Consider the following 13,300-nt stretch of genomic DNA (forward strand, 5'->3'; position numbering starts at 1 on the left):
TCATGAGTGGGGACGGCTCGGGCACCAGGATGCGGCCCGCGCTGCTCTGGTCCGGCATCGGGATCCTCCTCGTCGTCTCGTTCCTCGCCGCGCTCGGTGCCGTGCAGCGGGCCTTCTACAGTCCGTCGGGGTTCGTCACCGCCTACGTCGAGGCCCTCGCCGCGCACGACCTCGGGGCCGCCCTCTCGATGCCGGGCGCAGATCCGACGCCGGCAGCGCTGAAGCAGGCGCAGCTGCCGGAGGACGCCTCCCACGAGCTGCTGCGCAGCGACGTGCTGCCGCGCCTGACCGACATCTCCGTGCGCTCCGACCGGGAGCTCTCCGGCGGCGAGCACCGGGTGACGGTGCACGCGCTCGCGGACGGCAGGCCCGTGACCGCGGCGTTCACCGTGCGGCCGGCGGCCTCGGTCCTCGGTGTGCTGACGACGTGGGAGTTCGCGTCGGTGCCGCTCACGGTCGCCCGCATCACGGTCGCGCACGCCGACACCTTCACCATCGGCGCGCACACGGTGTATCCGCGCGCCGCCGCGCCGGATCAGCCGAGTTCGGCCTTCAGCGTCGCGGCCGACTACCTGCTCTTCGCTCCGGGACGATACGAACTCGGCCACAGTTCCCGGTACCTGCACGCAGACCCCGCTGTCGTCTCGGGTTCGCCCGGCCGGAGCACCGAGGCGGTCGTCGACGCCGAGCCGACGGACGCGTTCACGCAGGCGGTGCAGACGCAGCTGAACGGATTCCTGGACGACTGCGCGAAGCAGCAGGTGCTGCAACCGGCCGGGTGCCCGTTCGGCGTCGAGATCGACGACCGTGTGCAGGGCATGCCGTCGTGGACGATGGTGACCTACCCGGCCGTCCACCTCACCGCGGGCGCGACCACCTGGACGATGGACCAGGCGGTCGGCGTCGCCCACCTCTCCGTCACCGTTCAGTCGCTGTTCGACGGTACGGTGCGGCAACGGGAGTCGGACGAGAAGTTCGCCGTCTCACTCTCCAGCGTGACCATCCGCCCGGACGGCTCGCTGGACATCGTCGTCGCCGACTAGCCAGGGCGCCCGGCGGGGCCGCTGCTACCGCTGTGCGCCGTCGCGCTCGGCGAGCCGGGCGAGCCGCTCGTTGTACGCCCGCAGCTCGGCGTCGCCCGTGCGGTCGGCGTTGCGGTCGCGGCGCTTGGTCTCGCGCTCGTCGCTCCTGCTCCACTGGATGGCGACCACGATCGCGAGGATCACCGTGGGGATCTCGCCGATGCTCCACGCGATCCCGCCGCCGGTCTGCTGGTCGATCAGCGGCGTCGCGCCCCAGGTCCGGCCCATCGCGCCGAACCAGTCGGCGAGCAGCAGACCGTGCATCTGCATGATCGACAGCCCGAAGAAGGCGTGGAACGCCATCGTCAGCAGCAGCAGGAGCAGCCGGAACGGGTAGGCGAGGCGGTACTTGACCGGGTCGATCCCGATCAGCGACTGCACGAACAGGTACCCGGTGATGAGGAAGTGGGCGACCATCCACTCGTGCCCGATGTGATCCGTCGTGGCCCACCGGATGAGCGGGGTGTAGTAGAACGCCCACAGCGAGCCGGCGAAGAGGATCGCCGCGACGATCGGGTTGGAGATGATCCCGGCGAACCGCGAGTGCACCGCGAGCAGGATCCACTCCCGTCCGCCGCGGCTGCCGTCCGTGCGCTTGCGGATCGCGCGGGCGGCGAGCGTGATCGGGGCACCGGGCACCAGCAGCAGCGGAACCGCCATCGTCAGCACCATGTGCGCGGACATGTGAGCGGAGAACAGGTACTTCTCGTAGACGTTCACGCCGCCGTTGGTGATGTAGAACAGCAGCGCGATGCCGAGCACCCAGAGGACGGTGCGGTAGATCGGCCACTTGTCGCCGCGGCGATGCAGCCGCCAGACGCCCGCCAGGTAGAAGAAGAGGACGAACGCGCAGCCGAGCACCCAGAGCAGGTCGAAGTTCCAGCTCGTGAACAGCCGCTCCCAGGTGAGCTCGGGCGGAAGCTTCTCCCCGGTGAGGATCTCGGCCGGAGTCGGCGTCGCCGCGCGCGTCTGCGGGACGGGCGTGACCGTTCTGGCGAGCGCGGCGGCGACGCCGGAGGCGATGCCCATGAACGCGAGCTCGGCCGTGACGATCCACCAGAACGTCGAGCGGCGCCCTCCGGCCTTCAGCCGCCCGATCAGCACGCGGCGCTGCATCACACCGAAGAGGCCGAGGACCACGAGCGCCGCGACCTTCACCAGCACGAGGATGCCGTACGGCGTCGCGAGCTCGGCGAGCGTGCCCACCCGAAGCTCCGCGTTCACGTATCCGGACGCGGCGACGACGATGAAGCAGATCAGCGCGATGCTGGAGTAACGCTCGAGCACCGTCACCAGCCGTCCGCCGCCGAGCGTCCCCTTGATGACGATCAGCGTGAGCAGGCCGCCGAGCCAGATCGCCGCGAACAGCACGTGCAGACCGAACGACGTGACCGCCGCGTCGTGGCCGGCCGCCTCGGCGTTGTGGCCCTGCTGCGCCATCGGCACGACCGACGCCATCGCGAGGATGGCGACGAAGAGGATGGCGGTGTGGTTGCGCACCGCGAAGCAGAGGACCGTGACGGCGGCAGCGATCAGCGTGATCCCGAGCCACGCCTGCCCGAGCGAGACGCTCGTGATGAAGGAGCTGAGGCCGTTCGTGAACGTCTGGTCGAACGACCATGGCACGTTCGAGACACTGACGAACGTGAACAGTCCGGTCACGGCGGCGGCGACCGTCATCACGGCGGCGCAGGCCGCGGCGAAGTCCAGCGCCTTGCCGTACTCCGGCCGGTCGGGTGCGAAGGCGAAGCAGGCGAGCACGAGCGCACCGACGGTGCCGGAGAGGCTCAGGTTGACGACCAGCGTGGCGATCGGGAGGCCCCAGCGCACCAGCGCGCCCGGGTCGAGCAGCAGAGGCGCGGCGGCGCCTCCGCCGAACGCGAGGGCGGCGAGCACGGACGCCAGAGCGGCGACCAGCAACGCGGCAGGTCCCATCACGCGGAGAACTCGGGGCACCCGTCAAGCCTACGTCGCCGCCGCTGGACACCCGCCCACAGCGGCGCCGCGAACTCACCGCGCACAGACGACGAGGGCGGCACCGCACGGTGTGCGGCGCCGCCCTCGTTCAGGCGTTGCGAAGACTACTTGACGGCAGCCTTGAGCTTCGAGCCCGCGGTCAGCTTGACGCGGTGGCCGGCCGGGATCGAGATCTCCTCGCCGGTCTGCGGGTTGCGGCCGGTGCGAGCGGCGGTCTCGGTGCGCTCGGCAGCGAGCCAGCCCGGGATGGTGACCTTGCCGCCCTTGGCGACGGTGTCGCTGACGGTGGCGAAGAACGCGTCGACGACGCTCGAGACGGTGGCCTGGCTCTGACCCGACGCCGCAGCGACGGCAGCAACGAGCTCGGTCTTGTTCAGGTTGTCAGCCATTGAGTGTCCTCCTCGGACCTTGTGCTGGATCTACAGCTTCGTGTGGAACGGTTGAGGCCACGAAGGCCGTTACGTTTGGTCGGTCGACCGCCTCGAATGTATCAGAATCCCGCGGAAACACGCGGATTCTCGCGGTTCTTTCGTCAACTCTCCGGCGCTGCGCAGACTTCGGGGGACGACGAAGGGGCGCCCGGCACGATGCCGGACGCCCCTTCACAGGCTGTCGCGAGTGCTTACCAGCTCGACTTGGTGATGCCGGGCAGCTCGCCACGGTGCGCCATGTCGCGGAAGCGGACACGCGAGATGCCGAACTTGCTGAGGTTTCCACGCGGGCGGCCGTCAACGGCGTCGCGGTTGCGGACGCGGATGGGGGAGGCGTCGCGGGGGAGCTTCTGCAGGCCGACGCGGGCGGCCTCGCGGGACTCGTCGGTCCCGTTCGGGTCGACCAGGGCCTTCTTCAGCTCGGCGCGCTTCGCGGCGTAGCGCTCGACGATGACCTTGCGCTGCTCGTTCTTGGCGATCTTGGACGTCTTGGCCATGGTTTAACGCTCCTCTCGGAAGTCGACGTGCTTGCGGACGACCGGGTCGTACTTCTTGAGCACGAGGCGGTCGGGGTCGTTGCGGCGGTTCTTGCGGGTCACGTAGGTGTACCCGGTGCCCGCCGTCGAACGGAGCTTGATGATCGGACGGATGTCCTGCTGCTTCGCCATTGTTAGATCTTCTCCCCACGGGCCAGGAGGTCCTTGACCACGGACTCGATGCCACGGGCGTCGATGACCTTGATGCCCTTGGCGCTCAGGTTGAGGGTGACGTTACGGCGAAGCGACGGAACGTAGTACGTCTTCTTCTGGATGTTCGGGTCGAACCGGCGCTTGGTGCGTCGGTGCGAGTGCGAGATGTTATGACCGAAGCCGGGAACGGCTCCAGTCACCTGGCACACTGCTGCCATTGCTTTCTTCTCCAATACCGTGGGACCGGACGGTCCCACCCAAGGTCACTTGTCGGCGCACGGCTTCCCCGCGATTTCTCGGTGTGGGGGTTTCGTACACGGCTCTGAGCGGGAGGAGCCCACTCAGCCAAACATCCATGCTACGGCATGACGACACGCCCGGCCAAATCAGGCCGTCGCGGCCGCGGCGGAGCACGCCGCGCACAAGCCGAACACGTCGACCACGTGCTGCGCCTGCGTGAAGCCGTGCGATGCCGCCGCCGCGCGCGCCCACTGCTCAACCTCGTCGGCCTCGATCTCCACCGTGAGACCGCAGTTGCGGCAGATCAGGTGGTGGTGGTGGCCGGTGGTGCAGGCGCGGTACAGGCTCTCGCCCTCCGGCGACTGCAGCGAGTCGGCGTCGCCCTCCGCCGCCAGGTCGGCGAGCGCGCGATACACCGTCGCGAGCCCGATCGGGGAGCCCGACTCGTGGAGGCTGAGGTGCAGTCCCTGCGCGCTGATGAAGCCCTCCGTCGAGGACAGGGCCTCGCGGACGGCCTCCCGCTGCCAGGTGTTGCGCTTCACCATCCCAGGCTAGCCCGCCTGGCTCACGAGACGCCGTGAGCTGCGCGTGCCGACGACGCGGCAGACGACGTAGATGACGAAGGAGATCGTGGTCACGTACGGGCTGATCGGCAGCGCGCTTCCGAGCGCCAGCATGATGCCGCCCACAACGGACACGAGCGCGAAGCCGACGCTGAGCAGCGGGACGGCGAGCGGCGACGAGGAAACCCGCATCGCCGCGGCCGCCGGCGTGACAAGCAGCGACAGCACCAGCAGCGCGCCGACGATCTGCACGGACACCGCGACGGCGAGGCCGAGCAGCACCATGAACGCCAGCGAGACGAAACGGGTCGGGACACCGCGGGACGCCGCGACGTCCGCATCCAGGCTGTCGAACATCAGGGGACGCCACATCACGAGCAGCCCGATCAGCACGAGTGCGCCGATGACGATGAGCGAGCCGAGCTGGGGGTCGTCGACGGACACGATCTGGCCGGTGAGGAGCCCGAACTTGTTCGCACTTCGCCCGGGATACAGTGCGAGCGCCAGGATGCCGAGCCCGAGCCCGAACGGCATCAGCACGGCGATGATCGAGTTGCGGTCGCGCGCCCTGGCGCCGAGCAGCCCGATCAGCACGGCGGCGATGAGGGAGCCGACGAGGGAGCCGGCCACGACGTTGGCGCCGAACAGCAGCGCGACCGCGGCACCGGCGAACGAGAGCTCGCTGATCCCGTGCACGGCGAACGCCATGTCGCGCTGCATGACGAAGACGCCGATCAGGCCGCCGACGACGCCGAGCACGGCTCCGGCGAAGATCGAGTTGCGCACGAGGGCGAGCAGCTCGCCGTAGTCGGCGAAATTGAAGAGCTGGGACCAGAGATCGTTCATGCGGCCGGCTCCGGGTGCACGTCGCGGCTGTGCTCGTGGTGATCGTGGGTCTCGGCGTCTGGGATGCCGACGACGACGATGCGCCCGCGTGTACGGATCACGTCGACGGGAGTGCCGTAGAGGTCGGTGAGGACATCGCTGCGGAGCACCTCGTCCGGCGTCCCCGTGCGGAACCGTCCGCCCGCCAGGTACAAGACGCGGTCGACCATCCCGAGCACCGGGTTCACGTCGTGGGTGACGAAGACGACAGCGGAGCCGTGCTCCCTTCGCCGCCGATCGATCAGCTCGCTGACGCCGCGCTGGTGCTGCAGGTCGAGCGAGAGCAGCGGCTCGTCGCAGAGCAGCAGCGCAGGGTCGCCGGCGAGTGCCTGGGCGACGCGGAGCCGCTGCTGTTCTCCGCCGGAGAGGGAGCCCACCGGCGCGTCCGCGTAGCGGCGCGCGCCGACCGAATCCACCAGCTGCTCGACCTGGGAGCGGTCGGCGCGGCTGGGGAACGGGAGCCCCCAGCGGTGACCGTTCACGCCGAGGGCGACGAGGTCGCGGGCGCGCATGGGCGTCCCCGCCGGGATCAGCTTCTGCTGCGGGATGTAGCCGATGCGCCGGTCTCCGCGGCGCACGGCGTGCCCGTCGAACCGGATGCTGCCGCCGTCCAGCCGCTGCTGGCCGAGGATGGTCTTCAGCAGGCTGGTTTTGCCCGAGCCGTTCGGGCCGAGCACCGCGACAAACTCGCCGGCGTGGACGTCGAGGTCCAGCCCGCTCCAGAGCGTGCGCGCGCCGAATCCGAGGGCCGCGTCGCGGAGACTCAGCACCACCTCGCGGTCGGCGGGCGCGGGAACGCGCTCGAGCGGCTCGCTCACTTCGCCAGCGCCGCCGCGACGGCGTCCAGGTTGGCGTTCATCCAGGAGGTGTAATCCTTGCCGCTCGGGAGGGTCTCGGTGACCGGCACGACGGGGATGTCGGCCTGCTTGGCGGCGGCGAGCACCTTCTCGGTCTCGGGGCCGCTGGTCTGCTCATTGTAGGCGAGCAGCTTCACCCGGTGACCGGAGAACAGCCGCAGCGTCTCCTGCAGCACGACGGGGGAGACGTCGTTGCCGCCCTCGATGGCCTCGCTGAACTTCTCCGGCGTGCGGTTCTCCAGCCCGATCGCCTCGAGCAGGTAGAGCGGCACGGGCTCGGTGATCGCGACACCCTCGCCCGCGTACCGCGTCTTCAGCTCCGCGGTGCGCTTCCCGAGCGCGTCGAGCTTCGCGGTGAAGGCTCCGGCGTTCTTCTCGAACGTCGTCTTCTGCGCCGGGTCCGCCTTCGACAGCGCGGTGACGAGCGCGTCGGTCAGCTTTCCGATCGTGGGGATGTCGTACCAGACGTGCTCGTTGAGCTCGCCGTCGACCGGCTTCTTGCCGGAGAGGTCGACGACGTTGAGCACCGTGGCCGAGTCGTTCTTCGCTCCGGTGCGCAGCGTGTCCATGAAGTCGTCGTAGCCGCCGCCGTTCTCGATGAGGATGTCGGCCTTGGAGACCGCGAGCTGGCTCTGCGCGCTGGCCTCGAACGAATGCGGGTCCTGGGCGGGGTCCTTCATCAGCGATGTCACGTCGACGGCGTCTCCGGCGATCGTGGTCGCGATGTCGCCGTACACGTTCGTGCTGGCGACGACACGGACCTTCGCGTCGTCTCCGGATGCTCCGGAGGAGCAGCCGGCGAGGGCGATGGCGGTCGTTGCGGCGAGGGCGATGGCGAGGAGCGGGCGCTTCTGCATGGCGGGTATGCCTTGTCTAAGTCGAGGTCGGGACTCTTCGACACTAACCCTTGTTGAGAATGATTGTCAAAATCAGGCGAGCCATGAATCGGGATGTCTATCACCATTGACACCGTGTCTACTTTGTTTTACATTCGTCGATGTAAAGCAAACCAGACATGAAGGGATGCGGCCGTGTCGTACGACGAGAAGAACTCCTGGATCTTCCTGGTGACCGCCGTGGTGGGTTACGCGACCTATCTGGTGCTGCTCGCCGTCTTCGGCACGGAGGCGTACGTGCCGCTGCTGCTCGCGACGATCGGCGGCGCGATCGCGGTCAACATCGTGGCGAGCATCGTGATCTCGATCACCAACGGCCGCGACCGCGACAAGCGGGATCAGCGCGACCGAGAGGTGTACGCGTTCGGCGAGCGGATCGGTGGGTCCTTCGTGGTGCTCGGGGCGGTGGCGGCACTCGTGCTCGCCCTGTTCCAGGCGCCGTGGTTCTGGATCGCCAACGCCGTCTACTTGGCCTTCGCGCTCTCCGCCGTCGTCGGCGCGAGCGCACGACTCGCCGCGTACCGCCGGGGGATGCCGTCGTGGTGAGGGCGACGCGCGTCACCAACTCGCTCCGTACGCTGCGGTTCGCAGCGGGCGAGATGACCCAGGCCGAGCTCGCCGACCGGGTGGGCGTCACCCGCCAGACCATCATCGCCATCGAGCAGGGCCGCTACTCGCCGTCGCTCGAGATGGCGTTCCAACTCGCGCGGGTGTTCGGGGTCCCGCTCGACGACGTGTTCCAGTACCCCGAAGACTGAGGGAGGGCACGACCATGGAGAGCAGAACGGCCGGCGCCGACGCGCTGGAGGCAGAGGCAGAGACGGCGACGATGCGGGCCGTGAGGCCGGAGCGGTACGGCGAGCCGAGCGCCCTGCGCGTGAGCCGCGTCCCCATCCCCGTCCCGGGCTCGGGCGAGGTGCTCGTCAGGGTCAGGGCGGCGGGCGTCGACGCCGGGACGTGGCACCTGACCACCGGCCGCCCCTACCTCATGCGGCTCATCGGATTCGGCTGGCGGGGGCCGAAGGCGCAGGCCCTGGGGCTGGCGTTCGCAGGCACCGTCGAGGCGGCCTCCGGCGACGGCGCCTGGCAGGCGGGCGACCGCGTATTCGGCTCGGCGGACGGCGCGCTGGCGGAGTTCGTCGTGGCGAAGGCAGCGGAGCTGGTGCGGATGCCGGACGACGCCTCCTTCGAGGTGGCGGCGACCCTCCCCGTGTCCGGGGTGACCGCCGTACAGGCCGTCGCCGCGGCCACGGTGGGCCCGGGCGATCGCGTACTCGTGCTGGGTGCGGCGGGAGGCGTGGGCCATTTCGTGGTGCAGCTCGCCGTCGCCAAGGGTGTCGTCGTCACCGGAGTGTGCAGCCGGGCGAAGGCGAAGCTGGTGCACGGCCTGGGCGCCGAGCGCGTCGTCGACTACGCGACGACGGACGTGCTCACCGAGGGGACGCGCTACGACGCCATCATCGACACGGCAGGCAACCGCCCGCTCCGTCGCCTGCGCCGCATCCTCGAACCCGACGGCGCCGTGGTGCTGGTCGGCGGCGAGGCGGGAGGCGCTCTCACCGGAGGCATCCAGCGCACCGCCGCCGCGGCGCTCCTCGACCGGTTCGCGCGTCAGCGGCTCGTCGGCCTCGTCGCGAAGGAGCGGATGGAGGATCTGCGGGAGCTGGGGGCGCTGCTGGCGAGCGGCGGCATCCATCCGGTGCTCGACACGGCGTACGCGCTGGAGGACACCGCGGCCGCCGTGCAGCACATCGGCGCAGGCAGGGCACGCGGCAAGGTGGTCGTGACGCCGTGACGAACCTCGTCAGAGTCAGTCGAGCAGCAGCGCGGGCTCCTCGATGATGGAGGCGACGTCCGCCAGGAAGCGCGACGCGACGTCCCCGTCCACCACGCGGTGATCGAACGACGCCCCGACGGTGGTCACGAAGCGCGGGCGCACCTCGCCGTCCACCACCCACGGCTTCTGCTTGATCGTGCCGAGCGCGACGATGCCGACCTCCCCGGGGTTCAGGATGGGCGTTCCCGTGTCCATCCCGAAGACGCCGACGTTGGTGATCGTGATCGTGCCGCCGGTCATGTCCGACGGCGGCGTCTTGCCCGCGCGCGCCGTCAGCGTGAGCTCCTCGAGGGCCCTCGCGAGCTCCAGCAGCGTCATCTCCTGGGCGTCCTTGATGTTCGGGACGATCAGGCCGCGCGGCGTTGCCGCGGCGATGCCGAGGTTCACGTAGTGGCGGACGATGATCTCCTCATCGGTCCACGACGAGTTCACCGTGGGGTTGCGGCGCACCGCCCACATGAGCGCCTTCGCGACGATGAGCAGGGGCGACACTTTGATGCCGGCGAAGTCGGCCGAGTTCTTGAGACGCTTGACGAACTCCATGGTCCGGGTGGCGTCGACGTCGACGAAGAGGCTCACGTGCGGCGCCGTGAACGCGCTGGTGGTCATCGCCGTCGCGATCGCCTTGCGCACGCCCTTGACCGGGATGCGCTCCTCGCGGTCGTCCGGCCACTCCGGCGTCTGGATGTTGCGGAAGACGCTCGCCTGAGTGGCCTCGCGGAGCACGTCGTCGCGGGTGACGTCGCCGATCGGGCCGGTCGCGGTGACGGCGGCGAGGTCGACGCCGAGGTCCTTCGCGAGCTTGCGGATCGGAGGCTTGGCGATGACCGGAGCCGCGGATGCTGAGGCCGGCGCTGCCTGCGCTGCAGGCGCGGTGGCGGGGGCGGCAGCGGCGGGCGCGGCCGGCGCGCTGGTGGGCGCCGGGGTGAAGGTCACCGGGATGGAGTTCGTGCCGGGGTGCGTCACCCTGCGGCGGCGGCTCGTCCCGTGACCGGCGGCGCCGTAGCCGACGAGAACGGCTCCCGGCTTCGGCTCGTCCGTCTCGTGCGAGACGCTCGCCGCAGTGTCGGCCTCGGCCTCCGCGACCTCGCTCACCGGCGCAGCCTGCGCCGCCTGGTCGCCGGTCACGGTGAAGATCGGGGTGCCGACCTCGACGGTCTGGCCCTCCGTCACCAGCAGCTCGCCGACCGTGCCCTCGAAGGGCGACGGCAGCTCGACCAGCGACTTGGCGGTCTCGATCTCGACGATCACCTGATTGACGGCGACCTTCTCGCCCGGTGCGACCTTCCAGGAGACGATCTCCGCCTCTGTCAGGCCCTCGCCCACGTCGGGCAGCAGGAACTGGGACTCGCTCATGTAGGACTTCTTTCGTATCGGCGCGCTCAGTAGGCGAGCGCGCGATCCACGGCCTCGAGGATGCGGTCGGCGTCGGGGAGGTAGACGCCTTCGAGCTTCGCCGGTGGGAACGGGGTATCGAATCCGGCCACCCGCAGCACCGGCGACTCCAGGGAGTAGAACGCCTTCTCGGCGACAACGGCCGCGATCTCGGAGCCGACCGAGACGGTGCCGGGCGCCTCCTGCGCGACGACGAGCCGACCGGTCTTCTGGACGGATTGCACGATGGGGCCGTAGTCGATCGGGGAGAGGGAGCGCACATCGATGACCTCGAGGCTGCGACCCTCCTCAGCGGCGATCTCGGCCGCACGGAGCGCGACGCTCACCATGCCGGCCCAGGCGACGACGGTCGCGTCGGTGCCGGTGCGGACGACACGGCTGGCGTGCAGCGGCACCGGGTTCTCGACCGTGTCGACCTCGCCCTTCGGCCAGTAGCGGCTCATCGGCTCGAAGAAGATCACGGGGTCGTCGGAGGCGATCGCCTCCTGGATCATCCAGTACGCGTCGTGCGGGGTGGACGGCGCGACGACCCGCAGACCGGCGGTGTGCGCGAAGTACGCCTCCGGCGCCTCCTGGTGGTGCTCGACCGCACCGATGTGACCGCCGTGCGGGATGCGGATGACGACGGGCATCTTCACCGCGCCGCTGTGACGGTTCGTCAGCTTGGCGAGTTGAGTGGTGATCTGGTCGAAGCCGGGGAACACGAAGCCGTTGAACTGGATCTCGACCACGGGCCGGTAGCCGCGCATCGCGAGACCGATGGCGCTGCCGACGATGCCGGCCTCGGCCAGCGGCGTGTCCAGCACGCGCTGCGAGCCGAACTCCTTCTGCAGCCCCTCGGTCACGCGGAAGACGCCGCCGAGCGGGCCGACGTCCTCGCCCATGATGAGGACACGCGGGTCGTCGGCGAGCGCGCGCCGCAGTCCCGCGTTCAGCGCCTTCACCATCGGCAGGTTCTGGATGCGCGGCTCGGGCTCGGCGGCCGCCGGCTGCTCCGGCTCGTCGTCCGACGCATCGGCCGACGCCTCGGCCATGTTCCCGAGAGCGACGGCCTCCGTCGCGGACTCGTCCTGCGCGTCCACCGACGCGCTCGCGTCGCCCTGGGCGACCTCCGCGTCGTCGATCGTGAACTCGCGCGTCCACTCCTGCTCGGCCACGTGCTCCTCCAGCACCTCGGAACCCGGCTCGCTCTCCACGATCTCCACCACGTCGATGGCGTGCGTGTCTGCGAGCGCGTTCGTGTGCTCCTGCTCGTCGCCGTCGATCAGCTCGGCCTCCACGTACTCGGCCCCGCTCCTCACGTCGCTCATGCGTCACCTCCGAAGGACGCCTCGTAGTCTTCGAGCCAGCGACGCTGCTCGTCGACCACGGGATGCGGCTCACTGTAGACGTGCTCGAACATGCTCGACGCCGGCGGGTTCGGGAGCTCGAGCGTGCGACGTCGCACGTCCGCCGCCAGGTCGGCGGCCTCCTCGTCCGCGCTCGCGAAGAACGCCTGGCCGACTCCCTGCTGCTCCAGGAAGACGCGGAACCGCAGGATCGGGTCGCGCTCGGCCCAGTGGGCGAGCTCCTCGTCGGTGCGGTACTTGCTCGGGTCGTCGCTCGAGGTGTGCGCGCCCATCCTGTAGGTGAGGGCTTCGATCATGCTCGGGCCTTCGCCGTTGCGTGCGTCGTCGAGGTGCTTCGCGGTCACGGCGTACGAGGCGAGCACATCGTTCCCGTCGATCTGCACGCCCGGGATGCCGAAACCGCTGGACCGCAGATAAAGAGGAGTGCGCGACTGCGTCGTCACCGGCACCGAGATCGCCCAGTGGTTGTTCTGCAGGAAGAACACCTGCGGGGTCTGGTAGCTCGCAGCGAAGACGAACGCCTCGCTGACGTCGCCCTGGCTGGTCGCGCCATCGCCGAAGTACGCGATGACGGCCTCGTCGGTCTCCGGATTCCCAGTGCCCACCTTGCCGTCGAACTTCACGCCCATCGCGTATCCGGTCGCGTGCAGTGTGTGCGAGCCGATCACCAGCGTGTAGAGGTGGAAGTTGCCGACCGCGGGGTCCGTCGGGTCCCAGCCGCCGTGCGTCGTGCCGCGAAGCAGCCCCATGATCCCGACCGGGTCGATCCCGCGGATCATGCCGATCGCGTGCTCGCGGTACGAGGGGAACAGGCTGTCCTGCGGCTTCGCGGCGTGTGCGGAGCCGACCTGGGCGCCCTCCTGGCCGTGACTCGGCACCCAGAGGCCGAGCTGGCCCTGGCGCTGGAGGTTCGCGGCCTCGTTGTCGAAGGCGCGGACGCGGACCATGTCGCGATAGAAGCGACGGTAGTCGTCCTCGTCGAGCCTCTCCAGATAGGGGAGGTACTCGCCGGCCGGGTCGCTCGGCTGGAAACGACCGTCAGCGGTGAGCAGCTGGACGGTGTTCGCCGGGCGCGGAGTATCGTTCGTCGCAACCACCG

Annotated in this window: 16 protein-coding genes; 4 read left to right on the forward strand and 12 right to left on the reverse strand. The window is 69.7% G+C overall.

The window, feature by feature from the left end; all coding sequences use genetic code 11:
• Nucleotides 1-2: 2 nt before the first annotated feature.
• Nucleotides 3-1,043, forward strand: a complete 1,041-nt coding sequence (locus AAME72_RS07010; RefSeq protein ID WP_348789525.1) for a hypothetical protein — start codon at nt 3-5, stop codon at nt 1,041-1,043.
• Nucleotides 1,044-1,067: 24 nt separating this feature from the next.
• Here AAME72_RS07010 and AAME72_RS07015 read toward each other — a convergent pair whose 3' ends face one another.
• From AAME72_RS07015 to AAME72_RS07055, 9 genes are all read right to left on the reverse strand, one after another.
• Nucleotides 1,068-3,017, reverse strand: a complete 1,950-nt coding sequence (locus AAME72_RS07015; RefSeq protein WP_348790101.1) for a cytochrome c oxidase assembly protein — start codon at nt 3,015-3,017, stop codon at nt 1,068-1,070.
• Nucleotides 3,018-3,163: 146 nt separating this feature from the next.
• The gene (locus AAME72_RS07020; protein WP_314146123.1) at nt 3,164-3,448 is read right to left on the reverse strand and encodes an HU family DNA-binding protein; all 285 of its coding nucleotides are present in this window, start codon (nt 3,446-3,448) and stop codon (nt 3,164-3,166) included.
• A 233-nt stretch (nt 3,449-3,681) separates the two neighbouring features.
• Nucleotides 3,682-3,987: a 30S ribosomal protein S14 gene (gene rpsN / locus AAME72_RS07025; protein WP_179604180.1), complete on the reverse strand. Its 306-nt coding sequence runs from the start codon at nt 3,985-3,987 to the stop codon at nt 3,682-3,684.
• A gap of 3 nt (nt 3,988-3,990) precedes the next feature.
• Nucleotides 3,991-4,158, reverse strand: a complete 168-nt coding sequence (gene rpmG / locus AAME72_RS07030; RefSeq protein ID WP_089916186.1) for a 50S ribosomal protein L33 — start codon at nt 4,156-4,158, stop codon at nt 3,991-3,993.
• A gap of 2 nt (nt 4,159-4,160) precedes the next feature.
• The gene (gene rpmB / locus AAME72_RS07035) at nt 4,161-4,397 is read right to left on the reverse strand and encodes a 50S ribosomal protein L28 (protein WP_348789526.1); all 237 of its coding nucleotides are present in this window, start codon (nt 4,395-4,397) and stop codon (nt 4,161-4,163) included.
• Nucleotides 4,398-4,565: 168 nt separating this feature from the next.
• Nucleotides 4,566-4,964 carry a transcriptional repressor gene (locus AAME72_RS07040; RefSeq protein WP_348789527.1) on the reverse strand — a complete coding sequence of 133 codons (399 nt, stop codon included), beginning with the start codon at nt 4,962-4,964 and terminating at the stop codon, nt 4,566-4,568.
• A gap of 6 nt (nt 4,965-4,970) precedes the next feature.
• Nucleotides 4,971-5,828: a metal ABC transporter permease gene (locus AAME72_RS07045; RefSeq protein WP_348789528.1), complete on the reverse strand. Its 858-nt coding sequence runs from the start codon at nt 5,826-5,828 to the stop codon at nt 4,971-4,973.
• The gene (locus tag AAME72_RS07050) at nt 5,825-6,685 is read right to left on the reverse strand and encodes an ATP-binding cassette domain-containing protein (protein WP_348789529.1); all 861 of its coding nucleotides are present in this window, start codon (nt 6,683-6,685) and stop codon (nt 5,825-5,827) included. The genes AAME72_RS07045 and AAME72_RS07050 overlap by 4 nt, the downstream gene beginning before the upstream one ends.
• A complete protein-coding gene (locus tag AAME72_RS07055) occupies nt 6,682-7,581 on the reverse strand; it encodes a zinc ABC transporter substrate-binding protein (RefSeq protein WP_348789530.1) in 900 nt (299 codons plus the stop codon). The genes AAME72_RS07050 and AAME72_RS07055 overlap by 4 nt, the downstream gene beginning before the upstream one ends.
• 174 nt (nt 7,582-7,755) lie before the next feature.
• Here AAME72_RS07055 and AAME72_RS07060 point away from each other — a divergent pair, with 174 nt between their 5' ends.
• From AAME72_RS07060 to AAME72_RS07070, 3 genes are read left to right on the forward strand one after another with little or no spacing between them, the layout of a single operon-like run.
• Nucleotides 7,756-8,166: a hypothetical protein gene (locus AAME72_RS07060; RefSeq protein ID WP_348789531.1), complete on the forward strand. Its 411-nt coding sequence runs from the start codon at nt 7,756-7,758 to the stop codon at nt 8,164-8,166.
• A complete protein-coding gene (locus AAME72_RS07065; protein WP_348789532.1) occupies nt 8,160-8,378 on the forward strand; it encodes a helix-turn-helix transcriptional regulator in 219 nt (72 codons plus the stop codon). The genes AAME72_RS07060 and AAME72_RS07065 overlap by 7 nt, the downstream gene beginning before the upstream one ends.
• Nucleotides 8,379-8,392: 14 nt before the next feature.
• Nucleotides 8,393-9,415: an NAD(P)-dependent alcohol dehydrogenase gene (locus AAME72_RS07070; RefSeq protein ID WP_348789533.1), complete on the forward strand. Its 1,023-nt coding sequence runs from the start codon at nt 8,393-8,395 to the stop codon at nt 9,413-9,415.
• A 15-nt stretch (nt 9,416-9,430) separates the two neighbouring features.
• On the opposite strand, the gene AAME72_RS07075 is transcribed toward AAME72_RS07070, so the two are convergent.
• The 3 genes from AAME72_RS07075 to pdhA all read right to left on the reverse strand — a co-directional run bounded on the left by AAME72_RS07075 (nt 9,431) and on the right by pdhA (nt 13,298).
• Nucleotides 9,431-10,813, reverse strand: coding sequence for a dihydrolipoamide acetyltransferase family protein (locus tag AAME72_RS07075; RefSeq protein ID WP_348789534.1), 1,383 nt, complete (start codon nt 10,811-10,813; stop codon nt 9,431-9,433).
• 26 nt (nt 10,814-10,839) lie between these two features.
• On the reverse strand, nt 10,840-11,799 hold the full coding sequence (locus AAME72_RS07080) for an alpha-ketoacid dehydrogenase subunit beta (protein ID WP_348790102.1): 960 nt from the start codon (nt 11,797-11,799) through the stop codon (nt 10,840-10,842).
• A 359-nt stretch (nt 11,800-12,158) separates the two neighbouring features.
• Nucleotides 12,159-13,298 (reverse strand): pyruvate dehydrogenase (acetyl-transferring) E1 component subunit alpha, encoded by a 1,140-nt coding sequence (gene pdhA, locus AAME72_RS07085; RefSeq protein WP_348789535.1) that lies wholly within the window; start codon nt 13,296-13,298, stop codon nt 12,159-12,161.
• Nucleotides 13,299-13,300: the final 2 nt, after the last annotated feature.

The organism is Leifsonia sp. NPDC080035 (assembly GCF_040050925.1).
In the GTDB taxonomy this organism is placed as follows: Bacteria; Actinomycetota; Actinomycetes; order Actinomycetales; family Microbacteriaceae; genus Leifsonia.

Bases quoted from the DNA above. Each gene is read 5' to 3' on its own strand.
- AAME72_RS07015 (WP_348790101.1), bottom strand. From the start codon at position 3,017: ATGGGACCTGCCGCGTTGCTGGTCGCCGCTCTGGCGTCCGTGCTCGCC.
- AAME72_RS07020 (WP_314146123.1), bottom strand. From the start codon at position 3,448: ATGGCTGACAACCTGAACAAGACCGAGCTCGTTGCTGCCGTCGCTGCG.
- AAME72_RS07055 (WP_348789530.1), bottom strand. From the start codon at position 7,581: ATGCAGAAGCGCCCGCTCCTCGCCATCGCCCTCGCCGCAACGACCGCC.
- rpmG (WP_089916186.1), bottom strand. From the start codon at position 4,158: ATGGCGAAGCAGCAGGACATCCGTCCGATCATCAAGCTCCGTTCGACG.
- AAME72_RS07045 (WP_348789528.1), bottom strand. From the start codon at position 5,828: ATGAACGATCTCTGGTCCCAGCTCTTCAATTTCGCCGACTACGGCGAG.
- rpmB (WP_348789526.1), bottom strand. From the start codon at position 4,397: ATGGCAGCAGTGTGCCAGGTGACTGGAGCCGTTCCCGGCTTCGGTCAT.
- AAME72_RS07075 (WP_348789534.1), bottom strand. From the start codon at position 10,813: ATGAGCGAGTCCCAGTTCCTGCTGCCCGACGTGGGCGAGGGCCTGACA.
- AAME72_RS07070 (WP_348789533.1), top strand. From the start codon at position 8,393: ATGGAGAGCAGAACGGCCGGCGCCGACGCGCTGGAGGCAGAGGCAGAG.
- AAME72_RS07080 (WP_348790102.1), bottom strand. From the start codon at position 11,799: ATGGTGAAGGCGCTGAACGCGGGACTGCGGCGCGCGCTCGCCGACGAC.
- AAME72_RS07010 (WP_348789525.1), top strand. From the start codon at position 3: ATGAGTGGGGACGGCTCGGGCACCAGGATGCGGCCCGCGCTGCTCTGG.
- rpsN (WP_179604180.1), bottom strand. From the start codon at position 3,987: ATGGCCAAGACGTCCAAGATCGCCAAGAACGAGCAGCGCAAGGTCATC.
- AAME72_RS07040 (WP_348789527.1), bottom strand. From the start codon at position 4,964: ATGGTGAAGCGCAACACCTGGCAGCGGGAGGCCGTCCGCGAGGCCCTG.